The following is a 15379-nucleotide window of genomic DNA, read 5'->3' as shown; positions in this document are numbered from 1 at the left end:
ATTTTCTTGTCTTGATTCAATAGTTCAGTTTGATGATATTGCTCCCTACAAGTGCATTCATATTGACGGCCGAATCCAGAAGCCGTTTCTTGGATTCATTGATAGCGATATAGGAATCTTTATAGGAGGTGTAGAGATCGAGGAATTCGAGCATGGAAATATTTCTCTTCATATACTGGAGTTCTGCCTGGTTGATCAGATCGTCTATGCTGTTGCTGAATTTCCCGTCGGCTTCATCGACGATCTTCTTGTCCAGAAAGAGTTGGCTGAAATTTTGCCTGATATCGGCTTCTATCTGCTGTCTGTTGGTCTCCTGATCCAGTTGGGCTTGCCGGGACTGGATCTCTGCAACTTTGATATTGCCCTTGTTATGATCGAAAATAGGTATGCTGAGTCCGACTCCGACCCCGAAGTAGTTATGCCCGATATTTCCGTTCTTGTCGTATTCCCCCTGCAATGAGACTTGGGGCAGGGCCTTAGCCTTCTGAAGTTTCACTTCGTGTTCACTGGCTTGTATATTGTAGTTCTGGGCAATGATATCGGGCCTGGACTGTGCCATGGCAAGGAGTTCTTTCAGATTGAGGACTGAAGACAGTGAACTGATGATCTGCCGGTCATTGATGACGGGTATGATATCCTTGTCTTCAGGTAGTCCGGTCAGCAACCGGATGTCTTTCTCCAGGTCTTTTTCAGAGGTCAGGAGTTCCTGTTGTTCCTGAAGGAGTTGGAAATGCATGTTTTCTATACGCTGGACTTCCAACTCGGGGATATTTCCCTTTTCCATCTGTTCCTGATAGGCTTGGTGGATTTTCTCAAGTGACAGATTCTCTTTCTCGTAGATATGATTCTCTTTTTGCAGATAATAGAGTTCGATGAATTTCTCATCCAGTTGCTGGAGGAGTTGTCGCTCAGTGTCTTTCCTGTTGTATTTTGAGGATTCCGTCATTGCCTGAGATTCTCTCACCTTTTCTTTATGTTGTCCCCCGATGGCAATGGGCTGCTCTATCTGCAGGTCTATTTCTCCGTTGCGGCTTGTGTCGAAATAGCGCTTGTTGGAGGGATTATAGACATTGTACATACTGCTGATATTCGGATTGTCGTACCGCTTATCTTGCGAGAGTTGGGCACTGCTGGCCTGTATGTCGTAGTCTTTTGAACGAAGTTGGGGATTATGCCTGAGCATGGCTTGCTCTGCTTCGCTTAAACTGACCGTCAGGGATGCGCCTACGCTCCCGCTTTCTGCTGCGATGAGTCCGGGTGAACTGGCGATAAAGATAAGAACGAGAAAATTCAATCTGTAATGATTCATTGTAACTCTTTTTTAGAATGCAAAGATAAACTTAAATGCATCCGCAATTCAATGAAAACGATTAGAATGCTTTGAGTTGAGATTAGAGTTTTCTCATAAGAAGGGCATCAGGGTCTGTCCCCATTTGCCGGACTCTTGCATTTGTTGGATGAATACATAAGTAGCGTCTGCTACAAAAGTTCGGTCATGGACGGGTAAACTGTTTTTGTTTTAAAATAAGGTGATGGACTTGGTCATTATAATGGTTGGTTATGCGGACTGGAGAACATTTGTAACTTAATGAGTTGATTTGCCATACTTATGGAATTTAAAATGTAACAAATAGCAATAAAAAGTGATGATTTATTACAAATACTTATATTTTATGTACTCATTATTTATGATTTTATTGTTAAATGGGTAATATAAACTTTTATATTATAATATATACTTTAAATTTGCGCATATATAATTAAAATATTAATAAAGTAATGGGCTTAAACAAAACAAATCTGATGGCTTTATTGGCTGTCTTATTATTTATGGTTTCATGTAGTGACAATGATGGTCCGTCTTATAGTGAGAAACCTTTGGCAGACAATGCGTTGAAAGAGATTTTAATCCAAAAAGGATTTCATTTTAATGCGGATGGTCAATTGCTGATTGATACGAAAGCCGATACGACTACGACGCTAGATCTTTCGGGGACCAAACTTGATACCACGGCTTTGGCAGACCTCTCCATTCTGCCTCATTTGTCGGCAGTGGATCTTTCCAACAATGGATACGGTCCGAGATTCAACTTTGGATTATTGCCCCAGCAGATTACGAGTGTGAATCTTTCAGGCAATGAGATTTACGAATATCCCGGCCTGTTGGATATACAGACGGCAGACAACGGTGATGAAACGGTAAAGGTGCTTCATCCACTATCAAAATTGCTTCTACCCCACAGTGCCCAATACAATTGCGTGGAAATTCCGACGTATTTTGCAAAGGAGAAGACGTCCAATATGGAGATGCAGGATTCTCTAGGAGAACTGAAACCTTATACTACGTTGAGAGAAGTACCGGATGATACCATTCGTAAAAGATTGAAAACATCATACCCTTCGATTTTCAGGGGAGATAAAATTGATATCAGTAAAAGATTTGTCAATGTGGCTGAAAAAACGAGGAACCTCGATCTTGAGACACTCAAATACAAGAGTTTAGAGGGAATCGAATATGTGGCCATGAATCCGAGTTATTCAGGATCGATAATAGATGTAGGTGAAGAAGGTAATCACATGCATATCCCATATATTAAGGTCAATAAATTCATTTATGATTTGTTCCTTAATGATATGGATGTTAATTACCTAAACATAGATGAAGGAGTAAACCTTTGTAGTGTGATAATTACACATGATAAATTTATTACATCCCTTGACTTAAGCAAAGAGGTGAGACTTGGACAACGTGATATTCATGATGAGTTCGCACAAATGGATCTGCCTAGTTATATTCGAATAGACGAATGTGACAACCTTCAAAGTATTAAATTCCCACCGAAGGCTACGCTCCTGTTCACCTTAGAGGCCTATGCATTACCTAAATTGAAATCTTTAGATTTGAGCCAATTTTCTTCAATGTTCGAACTGAGTTTAGGAGATTTGCCTGAATGCGCTGGCCTTAAGTATCCCGACATAAAGAATTGGTTTAATGGTGAAGAAATAGATAATGTGAAGGGAATAATGTATTTTGGAATTACAAAAGATATGGATGATTTAAGTACGACTAAAGCATTTCTGGACAAAAATCATACTCACTGTATTAGTGGTGGTTTTTCGGATTTTTCAGCTAGAGAATACGATTGGACAAAAGATTATAAATGAAAGATGATTGCTTGATTTGCCATACTTATGGAATTAAAAATGTAACAAATAGCAATAAAAAGTGATGATTTATTATAAATACTTATATTTTCTGTACTCATTATTTATGATTTTATTGTTAAATGGGTAATATAAACTTTTATATTATAATATATACTTTAAATTTGCGCATATATAATTAAAATATTAATAAAAGGATGAGGATAAACAAAACAAATCTGATGGCTTTATTGGCTGTCTTATTATTTATGGTTTCATGTAGTGACAATGATGGTCCGTCTTATAGTGAGAAACCTTTGGCAGACAATGCGTTGAAAGAGATTTTAATCCAAAAAGGATTTCATTTTAATGCGGATGGTCAATTGCTGATTGATACGAAAGCCGATACGACTACGACACTTGATCTTTCGGGGACCAAACTTGATACCACGGCTTTGGCAGACCTCTCCATTCTGCCTCATTTGTCGGCAGTGGATCTTTCCAACAATGGATACGGTCCGAGATTCAACTTTGGATTATTGCCCCAGCAGATTACGAGTGTGAATCTTTCAGGCAATGAGATTTACGAATATCCCGGCCTGTTGGATATACAGACGGCAGACAACGGTGATGAAACGGTAAAGGTGCTTCATCCATTATCAAAATTGCTTCTGCCCCACAGTGCCCAATACAATTGCGCGGAAATTCCGACGTATTTTGCAAAGGAGAAGACGTCCAATATGGAGATGCAGGATTCTCTAGGAGAACTGAAACCTTATACCACGTTGAGAGAAGTACCGGATGATACCATTCGTAAAAGATTGAAAACATCATACCCTTCGATTTTCAGGGGAGATAAAATTGATATCAGTAAAAGATTTGTCAATGTGGCTGAAAAAACGAGAAATCTCGATCTTGAAACGCTCAAATACAAGAGTTTAGAGGGAATAGAATATGTGGCCATGAATCCGAGTTATTCAGGATCGATAATAGATGTAGGTATAAGTGGTAGTCACACGCATATCCCTTATATTAAGGTCAATAAATTCATTAGTGACTTGTTCATTAATAACATGGATGTTAATTACTTGAATATAGATGAAGATGTAAACCTCTGTGGTATAATAATTACACATAATAAATTTATTACATCCCTTGACTTAAGCAAACAGGTGAAACTTGGACAACGTGATATTCATGATGAGTTCGCACAAATGGATCTGCCTAGTTATATCCAAATAGACGTATGTGACAACCTTCAAAGTATTAAATTCCCACCGAAGGCTACGCTCCTGTTCACCTTAGAGGCCTATGCATTACCTAAATTGAAATCTTTAGATTTGAGCCAATTTTCTTCAATGTTCGAACTGAGTTTAGGAGATTTGCCTGAATGCGCTGGCCTTAAGTATCCCGACATAAAGAATTGGTTTAATGGTGAAGAAATAGATAATGTGAAGGGAATAATGTATTTTGGAATTACAAAAGATATGGATGATTTAAGTACGACTAAAGCATTTCTGGACAAAAATCATACTCACTGTATTAGTGGTGGTTTTTCGGATTTTTCAGCTAGAGAATACGATTGGACAAAAGATTATAAATGAAAAAAGATGGTGTTTTGAGTTTTATTAATAATTAAAAAATGAGTACAATGAAAAAGATTTTATTAAGTTTAGTAGTTATGTTTGTAAGCACAATAGCTGTAAATGCTATAGGCGTTGGTTCACAAAGTTCAGTAATTTCCGGTTTAAATGAAAGTGACGATATTGCCGGAACATATTCAGGTACTGCAACGGCTATAAAGATGGATGGTATAACTCTAGTGATTCCTGTTTCAGTGCAAGGCTCTTTTACAGTGGATGCTAATGGGATTATTAGCGGGAATTTTTCAGCTACTAATCACGACTTTTCCATGAAGTCTTCAGAGCCTATTTCAGAAGGAGATTTTTCAGATGTTGAAGTTCGGGGGGATATAGGTGATGGCCGAAAGTATACTGGCAAGATTTCCGGAACTTTATCGAATGGTTCTTTGTCTTTTACTTGCAGCGCTTATATGGATAGTGACAATAATAAAACTAAAGAATCTGTATTTACATTTGACGGTTTAAAATAACTTTAGAATATGAATAACAAATTAAAATTATCTGTTTTTTCTGTATTTTTTATTCTGTTCTCTTGCATATTATGCTTCAGTTGTTCAGATGATGAGAAAATATCTCAAACACCTGCTTCCGATGCTGATTTGGCAATGGCAAAAAAAATATTACGTGACAGTATAGTATTGAATGCAACTGCCATGCAAGGTACTGTGAATAAAACTTTGTTAGACAGTGGGTGTCCTTTAAAGTATTTCTTTTCATGGAGGGGCGATAGTCTGAATGTTCAATTACGAGGTTTTACTGTCGGTCAAATGCCTGTGACGATATGGTTTTCCGTCAATTGTAAGATTATGCAGTTGAATAGCTGGGAAAAACAAGAATATACTGATAAAGGATGGATTAAATTCCAAGGTACGGATGGAGTTGTAAATTATACCGGGAACACGGCTGAGTATACTAATGGTTCTGGCGGCGGCGGAACAGTCGAGGGCTATTTCAATGCTAACAGCAAGCAAATCGAATTCGTTACTAATTTCAATGTGATGAATATGAGTAGTGATGTCTTCCAACAGACTATTGATACGAGTCGCATGGCTAATTATGAACAAGAATTTAAAGATTATGAAGCTGCACTTGCCCAGTATAAAAAAGATCATGGTTTGAACTGATATATGAATACTATAAAAAAGTATTTGACAACGGTCTTGGGAATAATATTGTTCTCAAGATCGTTTGTCAATGCTCAAAATGTAAAGCCACCTATCAATACGTCTGCTCAAGAGCAGATGCAGGATTCGATTTTCCATATAAATGAAGTCGTCGTAAAGGGTTTGCATGAAGCAAAACCTATAAAGTCTACACCTATAACAACGCAGGTCATCAATGCAAAGGCGATGGTGGATGCGGGATATGGTGATATTCAAAAAGTATTGCAACAGGAGACTCCCGGATTGAATATTCAGAAGGTAGGTTTCGGCAATGAAATTTCTATGCAGGGACTGGATGCCAGGCATGTGCTTTTCCTTCAGGATGGAGAACAAATGACAGGAGATATGGCAGGAAATCTCGATTATGAGCGCTTTAATCTTCATGCTATTGACCATATTGAGATCATCAAAGGTGCAAGCAGTACGCTATATGGCAGTATGGCCTCCGGCGCCGTAATCAATTTGATTTCCAAAAAACCTACACAGCCACTTGATATCACTGCAGGATTTCGGTGGGGACAGATGAATACCCCAGTTCGGGATAAGAGACATCAAAAAAATGACAAAAAAGTTGGCAATCACAAGAATATTTCGTAACTTTATAGTTAACAATCAATAAGTTACAAAAACTATCCATTATGATCGCCACGAACAAAGTTATAGAATTATTTTGTATTATCGATGAGTTTTGCAAACATTTTGATAAAGAAAATGCTCATAGGGTACTTCTTACCGGTACGGGGAAGCAACGCCGCAGACGCGCGGCATCATTATCCGACAGCGAGATAATGACCATCATGCTTCTGTTCCATTTCGGTACTTTCCGTAATTTCAAGCACTATTACCTTTTCTACATTAAGGGAACCTTGAAGTCCTACTTCCCACATGCCGTATCCTACAACCGTTTTGTAGAACTGGAGAGCCGTGTATTCTTCCAGCTGATGTTCTTCCTTAACCTCAAGGCTTTCGGCAGGTGCACGGGGATTACCTTTGTCGATTCCACAATGATCCCGGTCTGCCATAACCTGCGCCGTTATTCGAACAAGGTATTCAAGGGCCTTGCAAAGGACGGGAAAGGCACGATGGGATGGTGCCATGGATTCAAGTTGCATCTGGCCTGTAATGACAGGGGAGAAATTATCTCCTTTGTCCTCACAAGTGCCAATGTAGATGACCGCGACCCAAAAGTTTGGACTTCGCTGGCCAAGAAACTTTACGGCAAGCTGTTTGCCGACAGGGGCTATATATCAAAAAAACTTTTCGACAGTCTTTTTGAAGACGGAATCCACCTCGTTACCGGGCTGAAAGCGAACATGAAGAACAAGCTAATGCCCTTTTATGACAAGATGATGCTCAGAAAGAGACTCATCATTGAAACTATCAATGATATGCTGAAAAATACTGCACAGATCGTACATTCCAGACACAGATCGGTCAACAACTTCATTATAAATCTGATTGCTGCATTGGGAGCATATTGTTTCTTCCCAAACAAGCCTAAAGCGCTTAACGGATACACTATTGAAAGGACTAATCAGCTCTGTCTATTTTAAGTCTTATCCCGAACTGGGGTATGAATGAACGTAACTATAAGCATCCGAAGAAAGAAGATTTTCTCTATATGTTTGAGAAGAATGCTGATCGCCCGAATTTACAAGGCTGGCTGTCTGCCGGCTGGAAGAAAGGCTGGATTAGCGGACAGACAGATATGTGGTATGCTGAAACAGACGCCTTCTATCTCTACCAGTCTTCCAATGACAAAAAGGTTTATACCGCTGAAGCCAATCCTTTTCTCGATCATGACGTGACAATCGTCAGCAGTATGCCGCGTCCGCCTATGGGGGTAGAAGGGTCAGAGCATTTGCAGGTCCAACAGAAAATCTATTTGGATCCGTTTCGGAATTTTCATGCGGAAATCTATGGGACCGGATTTTGGATGAATCAGTATGACATGGTACAGGATCTGGTATTCACCCAAAGTTATGACTATACCTACGGTGCGAAAGCTTCCTATACATTTCGGAATTGGTTTACCTTGGCCGGAAGCCTCCATTCTGATGTTTACGATCGTTTTAAACGCCATGAACGGAGAGATGAGAGACAAAAGGTGTATGACAGTAAAATATCTCAACCTCGCCTGACCCTGACCAGTGATTATTTCCCCGGCCATCATATTATTTTCGGAGTGGAGAGTTTTAGTGACGAACTGACCAGTAATCGCTTTTCAGGTAAAGCAACTCTGAAGATGCTGACACGTTCTCTTCACGAGACGGAATCTTATATACAAGATGAATGGAAAGTGAAATCCCATTGGATGTTCTCAACCGGTGTACGCACAGATTTTTCACATCAGTTCGGCTTTATGTGGGTGCCTAAAATCGCTGCCAAATATTCCCCTGATGACCTGTGGAGTTTCCGTGCCAACTATTCTAAAGGCTATCGCTCTCCAAGTATAAAAGAACTGTTCTTCAACTGGGATCATTTAGGCATGTTCATGATAAAGGGTAATGAATATTTAAGGCCTGAAAAAAATAATTATTTCTCAATAAGTACTGAATTCGATAATGGAACGTTTTTTATTAATACGACACTTTATGCGAATCTTTTCAAGAATAAGATAGAGGGTGTATGGAAAATATACGATATGCAGTATAACTTCGAGTATACAAATCTTGATAAACAGAATCTGATAGGTGGGGAAATTCTTGCCAAATGGCGTATTGTGCCGCAGGTTGTCCTCAATGCATCTTACAGTTATGTGAACGTGAGCAAGGAAAACGGACTGCGTATCAATACCACTTCTCCTCAGGCTGCTACCGGAAGCATAGACTATCATCTGCAGAAAAAATCCTATCAACTGCTGGCGACGTTCAGTACATCCATAATGGGGAAGAAGCGTTACGATGTTCAGGACCGACTGACAGTAGACGGCGTCAGTCACCCGGCCTATTTTCGATGTGAACTGCCTGCTTATGCATTGTGCAATCTTAATTTTACACAAACTTTTCATGATAAGATTAAGGTGATAACAGGAATTGATAATGTCTTCAATTATAAACCGAAGACATTAGGCTCTGGGCTCACTGCTTTTAATGTGCCGGCTACTGCTGGTGCAAGATGCTATGTGGAGGTGGAATTCAATCTGGATAAATTATTAAGGAGAAAAAATGAATAGAAATATAATCTTGGCCACATGCCTGACTATGTTGTTGTCTTCTTGTATCCTTGATACAAATTATGACGCCGCTGACTTTACAGGCAAGGTTCTCCCTCGTATTACAGGATATACGACTGGTGTGACGAACGATTGGATCTATTTCAATATGACTACGGATTCCATTTATAATAAGACTGCACCAAATCAGGAAATCACGGAGGGACAGCAACTGACACGCACAGATTGGGATTTCGCGTTTTGCGGACATCATGTACGTACCAATGGCGGGACAAGTGGACCCGGTAAAGGAGCCGCAGCAGACCTGGGCTATGGGGATTATAAGAAATGGACTTCGGCTGCTCAGATTCCTAAAGATACGAAATGGGTTATCGATAATGATACGTCTGTCAATGTGACGATTTCCCAAAATGAGTGGTACAGTTATCTGGCTAAGCAAGGACTTGACGCGGATCAATATCCATGGTTTGATCCTAACAGCGGTCCTCAGCAGAAACGTTCCAGCGCTAATCCGTTGCTCGAACAGTCTATAGCTGTTTCCGGCCCGCCTATGTCTTATGCCCCTTCATACCATACCTATGTGATTCGTAGTGCTGACGGAAAGCATTATTATAAACTGCAGATCGTCAGTTGGTATAATACAAAGACTGAAATTGGTGGCGATGGCGGGCAAATCAGTTATTACCTGGATAAACTGAAGTAAATAGAACAATAAATAACAGACAATGACAGCGAATAAGAAGTATTATTGGTGGCGTACGATTGTATCTTTTCTGATGGTTCTTTTCACCATGCCTTTGGGACATGCCCTGATGTTGGTGATGGATCACACGATGACTCCGACAGCCGTTCACTATGGTGCGTTCTTGATGGGACTCATCGGAATGACCATGGTCATCATCGGTGTCTTCGCAAAGGGTGATACCAAACAGACTTTGTGGGGCTTCCTGGGAGGACTGCTGTTCTGGACAGGGTGGGTGGAATTCCTTTTCCAATACTATGCAGAGCGCTATGGGGTGCAACCTGAGGTGGAAAACGGGGTAGTCGTCACACGACCGGAATACCTTATCTTGCCTGCTACTTTTGGCTTTTGGGCAATGATCATGCTGATGTACCTTTTCAGTACACGCAACGGGTGTAATTTCATTAACTGGTTTCAAAAGTTGTTCTTCGGGAGCCGGAAAAACGAAATAGCTGCGCACCCGATGACGCGGCATACGAGTATCGTGACCTTTATGGAACTGAATATGATCCTCTGGACTTGTTATTTGGCCTTGATGTTCTGCTATGACAAGCGTTTTCTGGGGGATCACCATCCTGTGACCTTTATCGTGGCGATAGGTTGCCTAATAGGCTCGGTGTTCATGTTCAAAAAGGAGCTCCGGCTTCAGGCTTGGGGTGCCAATATCAGAATGGCTATTGCGACTGTCATTGTCTTTTGGACACCCGTTGAGGTAATGGGGCGTATCAACCTGCTCAATGAAATCTGGGTCAAACCGGAGAAATACAGAATGCAGATCGGGATTATCCTTGTCGTATTCCTGGTTCTTTTGGGCTATCTCTGGTTCGTCAGTTATCATAAGCATAAGAAAAATCAACCGGAGAAACAGAAGTGAACGGTTTTTGAGAGAACCTTTTGTGATATAAATAATAAGATGGGAAGCCGTATCTCCTTTAAATAGATAAAGGTTGATATGGCTTTCAAATGTTTGTGAGCTCTCCCTTTTTAAGATGTTTCTACAGGCTCCCTGATAAGAGAATGCTTTTATGATTTGGGCTAGGTGTGTTGGACTGGAAAATATATGATGCCCGGTCAATCATGTTCGGAAAATCACCATCCAACTCTGATGGGGTAAAGACCTGATATTCTTTTATCTTTTTTGGTGTATTCCTATGGTTTGTTTGTAGCCTGTCCCTTTCTAAGAAAGGAGATCATTAGGGAATGATGCTCTTGACCGGTGGAATGTCACGATGTCTCAATGGATGTCCGGTTGAAAAATATTCTTTGGGCCTCCGGTAGCTGATGGGGGAGTACAACTTGGTCAGTTGTTTTGCAACATCGGCAAGGCTTTGAAACGTATGGAGGATTACACCTTATATAATAGGGATCTATCGATGAACTTTAATGAATGATGATGGGGGCTCTCTTTCTGTTTGTCAAGTATTTGAACTGCCTTTAAGTTTTCTTTTCTTGCTCTTTAATGCATTTAATAAGGTCGTTCAATTTGTAAATTTGTCATTTCTTTTTTCTTCATGTATTTTATCGGTCTTTCAAATAGAGGAGGAGTCATGTATATCGAATGTAAGGTTTGTAAGATTGAACTTATTATAAAATACAACTGAAAACCAACGGTTTGGGAATCGGTGTTTTTGAAATTAACAGATGGCCTGATGGTATGACTGCCGAGTGAAAATCATACATTTGCCCTCTAAAGGGGCAAATAAGCATTATTATTGGGTATTACTTATTCACTTTTGTATAGAAATTTTCATTGTTTTTGAGTATTGTTTGCAATTGAAAATCCCATTACCTTTGTCGAAGATTTTTAATTACTAGGTAAAACTAAACAAAAAATAAGATGAAAAGACTAAAACTGGGACTTCTGCTTGCTTTGGCAATTATTTCTTTGGGAACAACTTGCTCTTGCAGCAATGACGATGACAATGATTCAGGACAGCAGTCCGACCTGGCTGACTTGGTATCCAAGAACTACAACGGCGTATCTTCTGCCTTGTTCGCCTACATCACTGATCCGATGATCAATGAGGGGGATACCGTGATTGTAACGAAAGCCGGTACTGATAACGTGAATGTATCTTATAGAGGTATGACTTGGGGAAAGGGTACCTTCGATGCTGCAAAAGTGACAGAGAATGATACTGCCTATGTCATAAGCGGGGATGGAGATATGGTCATGTCCATGAGCGGTGGCAAGGGTTCGTCTTACAAGGCAACGCTCACGGCTTATGTCAACAAGAAAGATCCGAGCTCTTTCAGTTTCAAGATCAGTGTCCCCAGTGTCATGGGTGGAACAGTGGTCTCGTTCCTGCCTCATTCTGCTTTTACGGCAGATCAACTGATAGCCAATGATTACGTGGCAAAAGCCAGTGGAGCTTTTAAATATTCTGATAAGCCTCTTGTCAATGACAGTGACAGCATTACCATTACTTCGGCCGGTAAGAATAAGGTGAATATTTCATATATCGGAAAAACATGGGGGCATGGAACCTTTGAAAATGCCGATGTCGTAACGACCGATACGGCTTATACCGTTAGTGGCAAAGGCACCATAAATATGGGTATGGACCCGAATAGTCCCGCAAAGCCTTATGATGCAACTTTCACGGCTGTGATTAAGCGTAACAGTGCGGCCGGAGATTTCAAGTTTACTATTGATGTGCCTTCTGTGATGGGAGGAACGGTGATAACTCTAACCCCTCAAGACGCTAAATGAGAGAGTAAATGCGAGAAAAAATGACGAGAATAGGTATGATGGTGATAGGGCTGGTGCTTGCCCTGTCATCTTGTGATGGAGTATTGGACGGGATCTATGATAGACCGGACAACTCTGCAGAAAGCAAATACGGTTTTCTGACGAAAAGTGATGGGACTTCTGTAGGCACAGTATACGTGGATGCAACTAAATATAACCAGTGGATTTATGTGAACTTCCACGAGTGCACGATAGACTCTGCCCTGATAGATACGTCAAAGGATGCGAAGGAACCCGCCAACTGGGACATCGCCATCCATCGTTATGATGTCAAGACGAACGGCGGTTCTGGTCTTGAAACTAATTTTACGACTATTCAGGATCTTCAGAGTTCTGGCAAGATGCCGTCGGGTGTCTTGAAACCGGATTCATTTACTACGAATAAGGTCATCATAGATATGAGCGGCATGATGGACGGTCACCTGGTCTATGCGTCGACTTACTATAATGCCACGATCAGCAAATGGCTTAATGTGGACACGAGCGTGATGCCTCCGATCTATACGGCATCCGGGAAAGTCTATATCGTGAAATTTTCTGACGGTACTTTTGCAGCCTTGCACCTGGATTCCTATATGGACGATTCCGGGGTCAAAGGCTATATGAAATTTTCCTATGTGTATCCCTTAACATTAAAATAGTGAAATGACCGGTAAAAAGATATTAGTTGGCTTTGTGCTGCTCTGCGGTGTGATGCCTGTGAGAGCCAACATTGCGCTGAAAGACAGTTTGATGAATTTGAATGAGGTTGTCGTCACAGCTACCAGAACACCTAAATTATTGAAGGACGTGCCTTTGGTCACTCGTGTCATTACAGCCGAGGATATCCGGAAATCGGATGCCACGAATATAGAGGATCTGCTGAAGACGGTTCTCCCCGGAGTGGAATTCTCGTTTTCTATGGATCAGCAGACGGATCTGAATTTCTCGGGTTTCGGGGGCAACTCTGTCCTGTTCCTCGTCGATGGCGAGCGTATGGCGGGGGAGACCTTGGACAATATCGACTATAATCGACTGACCCTGGATAACGTGGAGCGTGTCGAGATCGTCAAGGGCGCGGCTTCATCCCTCTATGGCTCGAATGCCGTGGGGGCAGTGATCAACATCATTACCAAAAAACCTGACAATGGTCTGACCTTCAACCTCAATGGCAGGCTGGGGGCATACAATGACCAGCGCTACGGCGGTTCTGTGGGCTACGGGAAGAAGAATTTCACGACGCTCACAAATGTCCAGTATACGAAAATCGATGACATCAATCTCGACAGGGCCGGTGACTTCAATAAAGTCTATGGCAAGAAAACTTGGAACTTCAAGGAGAACCTGACTTATCAGCCGTTCAGCAAACTCGACCTGACGGGTAACATGGGGTATTTCTTCCGTGAGCGGATGTATTCAGCTGATACGCATAACCGCTACCGTGATCTGGATGCAGGCCTGAAAGGGAACTACAAGTTCAGTCAGATGAGTAATCTGGAACTCAGTTATTTCTTTGATCAATACGACAAGAGTGATCTCTCGATGCTGACCAATAAGGATGTGAGGGACTACAGCAACGTGCAACATTCCGTGCGTACACTCTATAATTACACCTTCAGCAATATCGGGACGCTGGCCGTCGGCGGCGACTTGATGCGTGACTACCTGATGAGCTACCAGTTTACGAATGACGGCAGTCACAAGCAGTATACTGTAGACGGGTTTGCACAGTTTGACTGGGACATCACCCATCACTTGAACTTGCTTGGCGGCATGCGCTATGACTATTTCTCTGAGGCGAGCATGGATCACTTGAGCACAAAACTTGCGCTGATGTACAAGTTTCCGTTCCTTCGCTTGCGGGCTTCCTATGCCGGAGGTTTCCGCGCGCCCTCGTTGAAGGAGATGTACATGAACTTCGATATGGCGAGCATCTTCACCATTTACGGGAACAAGGACCTGAAACCTGAGACGAACAATAATTTCCAGTTGTCGGCTGAATATACGAAGGGCAACTACTCCCTGACGGCAACGGGATATTACAGTGCCTTCAAAAACCGTATCACGACAGCCTGGAATCAGGAACTGAAGGGTATGGAATACATCAACATGGCAAAAATGAATCTTGCGAGCGTGGAACTGAATGCCGAGGCAAAATATGCCTGCGGTATAGGAGCCAGCCTCTCTTATGTCTATACGGATGAGCATGTCAAATCCGGACAACCGCTCACGAGGTCAACCCGCCCTCATACCGGAGTCGTCAGGGTAGAGTATGACCACAGTTGGAAAAACTACGGCTTCAATTTTGCCATCAATGGTCGCCTGCTCTCCAGCCTGAGGACGGATGAGTATACCTCTACCACTTCTTATGAGCAGACGGAGCGGGTGAAGTATCCCGGTTATCAGTTGTGGAAGGCCACGTTCATACAGCGTATTTACAAAGGCATACGTCTGACGATGGCTGTCGACAATCTCTTCAATTACAGACCGAAGTACTATTACAGCAATTCTCCGGCAACACGTGGCACAACTTTTTCCTGTGGTGTCTCGTTGGATCTGGATAAGCTAATTAAATTATAAAATATAAAATGAAGAAGAATCTTTTATTTATTGCACTGTTCTTGTTTGCCTGCGCATTTACGGTTCAGGCCAAGTATAATACTCCCCAATTTTAGTACAGGTGCTAAAGTTAAAGAATATTGTTTATCTTTGCACTAAGTAAGAAAGGAACAGAAATGGGAAGAAGAAGTAAGTTTGAACCAAGTTTTAAGGCAAAGGTAG

The 15379-nt window shown here is 41.5% G+C and carries 11 protein-coding genes and 2 pseudogenes; 12 read left to right on the top strand and 1 reads right to left on the bottom strand.

Features of this window, described 5'->3' with window-relative positions; translation table 11 throughout:
- Positions 1-16: 16 nt before the first annotated feature.
- Entirely contained in the window at positions 17-1309 is a 1293-nt protein-coding gene (locus NG821_RS00835; RefSeq protein ID WP_252759765.1) for a TolC family protein, read from the bottom strand.
- A 470-nt stretch (positions 1310-1779) separates the two neighbouring features.
- Here NG821_RS00835 and NG821_RS00830 point away from each other — a divergent pair, with 470 nt between their 5' ends.
- The 12 genes and pseudogenes from NG821_RS00830 to NG821_RS00775 all read left to right on the top strand — a co-directional run bounded on the left by NG821_RS00830 (position 1780) and on the right by NG821_RS00775 (position 15178).
- Positions 1780-3165, top strand: coding sequence for a hypothetical protein (locus NG821_RS00830; protein ID WP_252759764.1), 1386 nt, complete (start codon positions 1780-1782; stop codon positions 3163-3165).
- A 197-nt stretch (positions 3166-3362) separates the two neighbouring features.
- The gene (locus tag NG821_RS00825) at positions 3363-4748 is read left to right on the top strand and encodes a hypothetical protein (RefSeq protein WP_252759763.1); all 1386 of its coding nucleotides are present in this window, start codon (positions 3363-3365) and stop codon (positions 4746-4748) included.
- A gap of 47 nt (positions 4749-4795) precedes the next feature.
- Complete coding sequence (locus tag NG821_RS00820; protein WP_252759762.1) at positions 4796-5257, top strand: hypothetical protein; 462 nt, start codon at positions 4796-4798, stop codon at positions 5255-5257.
- A 9-nt stretch (positions 5258-5266) separates the two neighbouring features.
- A complete protein-coding gene (locus NG821_RS00815) occupies positions 5267-5911 on the top strand; it encodes a DUF4903 family protein (RefSeq protein ID WP_252759761.1) in 645 nt (214 codons plus the stop codon).
- Positions 5912-5914: 3 nt separating this feature from the next.
- Positions 5915-6478 (top strand): annotated as a pseudogene (locus NG821_RS00810) (TonB-dependent receptor plug domain-containing protein); the annotation flags it as partial.
- 110 nt (positions 6479-6588) lie between these two features.
- Positions 6589-7503: an IS982 family transposase gene (locus NG821_RS00805; RefSeq protein ID WP_252759760.1), complete on the top strand. Its 915-nt coding sequence runs from the start codon at positions 6589-6591 to the stop codon at positions 7501-7503.
- A gap of 14 nt (positions 7504-7517) precedes the next feature.
- A pseudogene (locus NG821_RS00800) lies at positions 7518-9125 on the top strand (TonB-dependent receptor plug domain-containing protein); the annotation flags it as partial.
- A complete protein-coding gene (locus NG821_RS00795; protein WP_252759759.1) occupies positions 9118-9828 on the top strand; it encodes an HmuY family protein in 711 nt (236 codons plus the stop codon). The pseudogene NG821_RS00800 and the gene NG821_RS00795, both read left to right, overlap by 8 nt.
- A 22-nt stretch (positions 9829-9850) precedes the next feature.
- Positions 9851-10741 carry a hypothetical protein gene (locus NG821_RS00790; protein WP_252759758.1) on the top strand — a complete coding sequence of 297 codons (891 nt, stop codon included), beginning with the start codon at positions 9851-9853 and terminating at the stop codon, positions 10739-10741.
- A gap of 963 nt (positions 10742-11704) precedes the next feature.
- Positions 11705-12580, top strand: a complete 876-nt coding sequence (locus NG821_RS00785; RefSeq protein ID WP_252759757.1) for a calycin-like domain-containing protein — start codon at positions 11705-11707, stop codon at positions 12578-12580.
- A gap of 20 nt (positions 12581-12600) precedes the next feature.
- Positions 12601-13260, top strand: coding sequence for an HmuY family protein (locus NG821_RS00780; RefSeq protein WP_252759756.1), 660 nt, complete (start codon positions 12601-12603; stop codon positions 13258-13260).
- A 4-nt stretch (positions 13261-13264) separates the two neighbouring features.
- Positions 13265-15178, top strand: coding sequence for a TonB-dependent receptor plug domain-containing protein (locus NG821_RS00775; RefSeq protein WP_252759755.1), 1914 nt, complete (start codon positions 13265-13267; stop codon positions 15176-15178).
- Positions 15179-15379 lie beyond the last annotated feature (201 nt).

It is taken from the genome of Segatella cerevisiae (assembly GCF_024054555.1).
Classification (GTDB): domain Bacteria; phylum Bacteroidota; class Bacteroidia; order Bacteroidales; family Bacteroidaceae; genus Prevotella; species Prevotella cerevisiae.
This window is presented reverse-complemented; position numbering and strand designations above follow the sequence as displayed.

Excerpts from the sequence above, each read along its gene's own strand:
- NG821_RS00780 (WP_252759756.1), top strand. The coding sequence starts at position 12,601 with ATGACGAGAATAGGTATGATGGTGATAGGGCTGGTGCTTGCCCTGTCA.
- NG821_RS00805 (WP_252759760.1), top strand. The coding sequence starts at position 6,589 with ATGATCGCCACGAACAAAGTTATAGAATTATTTTGTATTATCGATGAG.
- NG821_RS00795 (WP_252759759.1), top strand. The coding sequence starts at position 9,118 with ATGAATAGAAATATAATCTTGGCCACATGCCTGACTATGTTGTTGTCT.
- NG821_RS00825 (WP_252759763.1), top strand. The coding sequence starts at position 3,363 with ATGAGGATAAACAAAACAAATCTGATGGCTTTATTGGCTGTCTTATTA.
- NG821_RS00830 (WP_252759764.1), top strand. The coding sequence starts at position 1,780 with ATGGGCTTAAACAAAACAAATCTGATGGCTTTATTGGCTGTCTTATTA.
- NG821_RS00835 (WP_252759765.1), bottom strand. The coding sequence starts at position 1,309 with ATGAATCATTACAGATTGAATTTTCTCGTTCTTATCTTTATCGCCAGT.
- NG821_RS00815 (WP_252759761.1), top strand. The coding sequence starts at position 5,267 with ATGAATAACAAATTAAAATTATCTGTTTTTTCTGTATTTTTTATTCTG.
- NG821_RS00785 (WP_252759757.1), top strand. The coding sequence starts at position 11,705 with ATGAAAAGACTAAAACTGGGACTTCTGCTTGCTTTGGCAATTATTTCT.
- NG821_RS00820 (WP_252759762.1), top strand. The coding sequence starts at position 4,796 with ATGAAAAAGATTTTATTAAGTTTAGTAGTTATGTTTGTAAGCACAATA.
- NG821_RS00775 (WP_252759755.1), top strand. The coding sequence starts at position 13,265 with ATGACCGGTAAAAAGATATTAGTTGGCTTTGTGCTGCTCTGCGGTGTG.
- NG821_RS00790 (WP_252759758.1), top strand. The coding sequence starts at position 9,851 with ATGACAGCGAATAAGAAGTATTATTGGTGGCGTACGATTGTATCTTTT.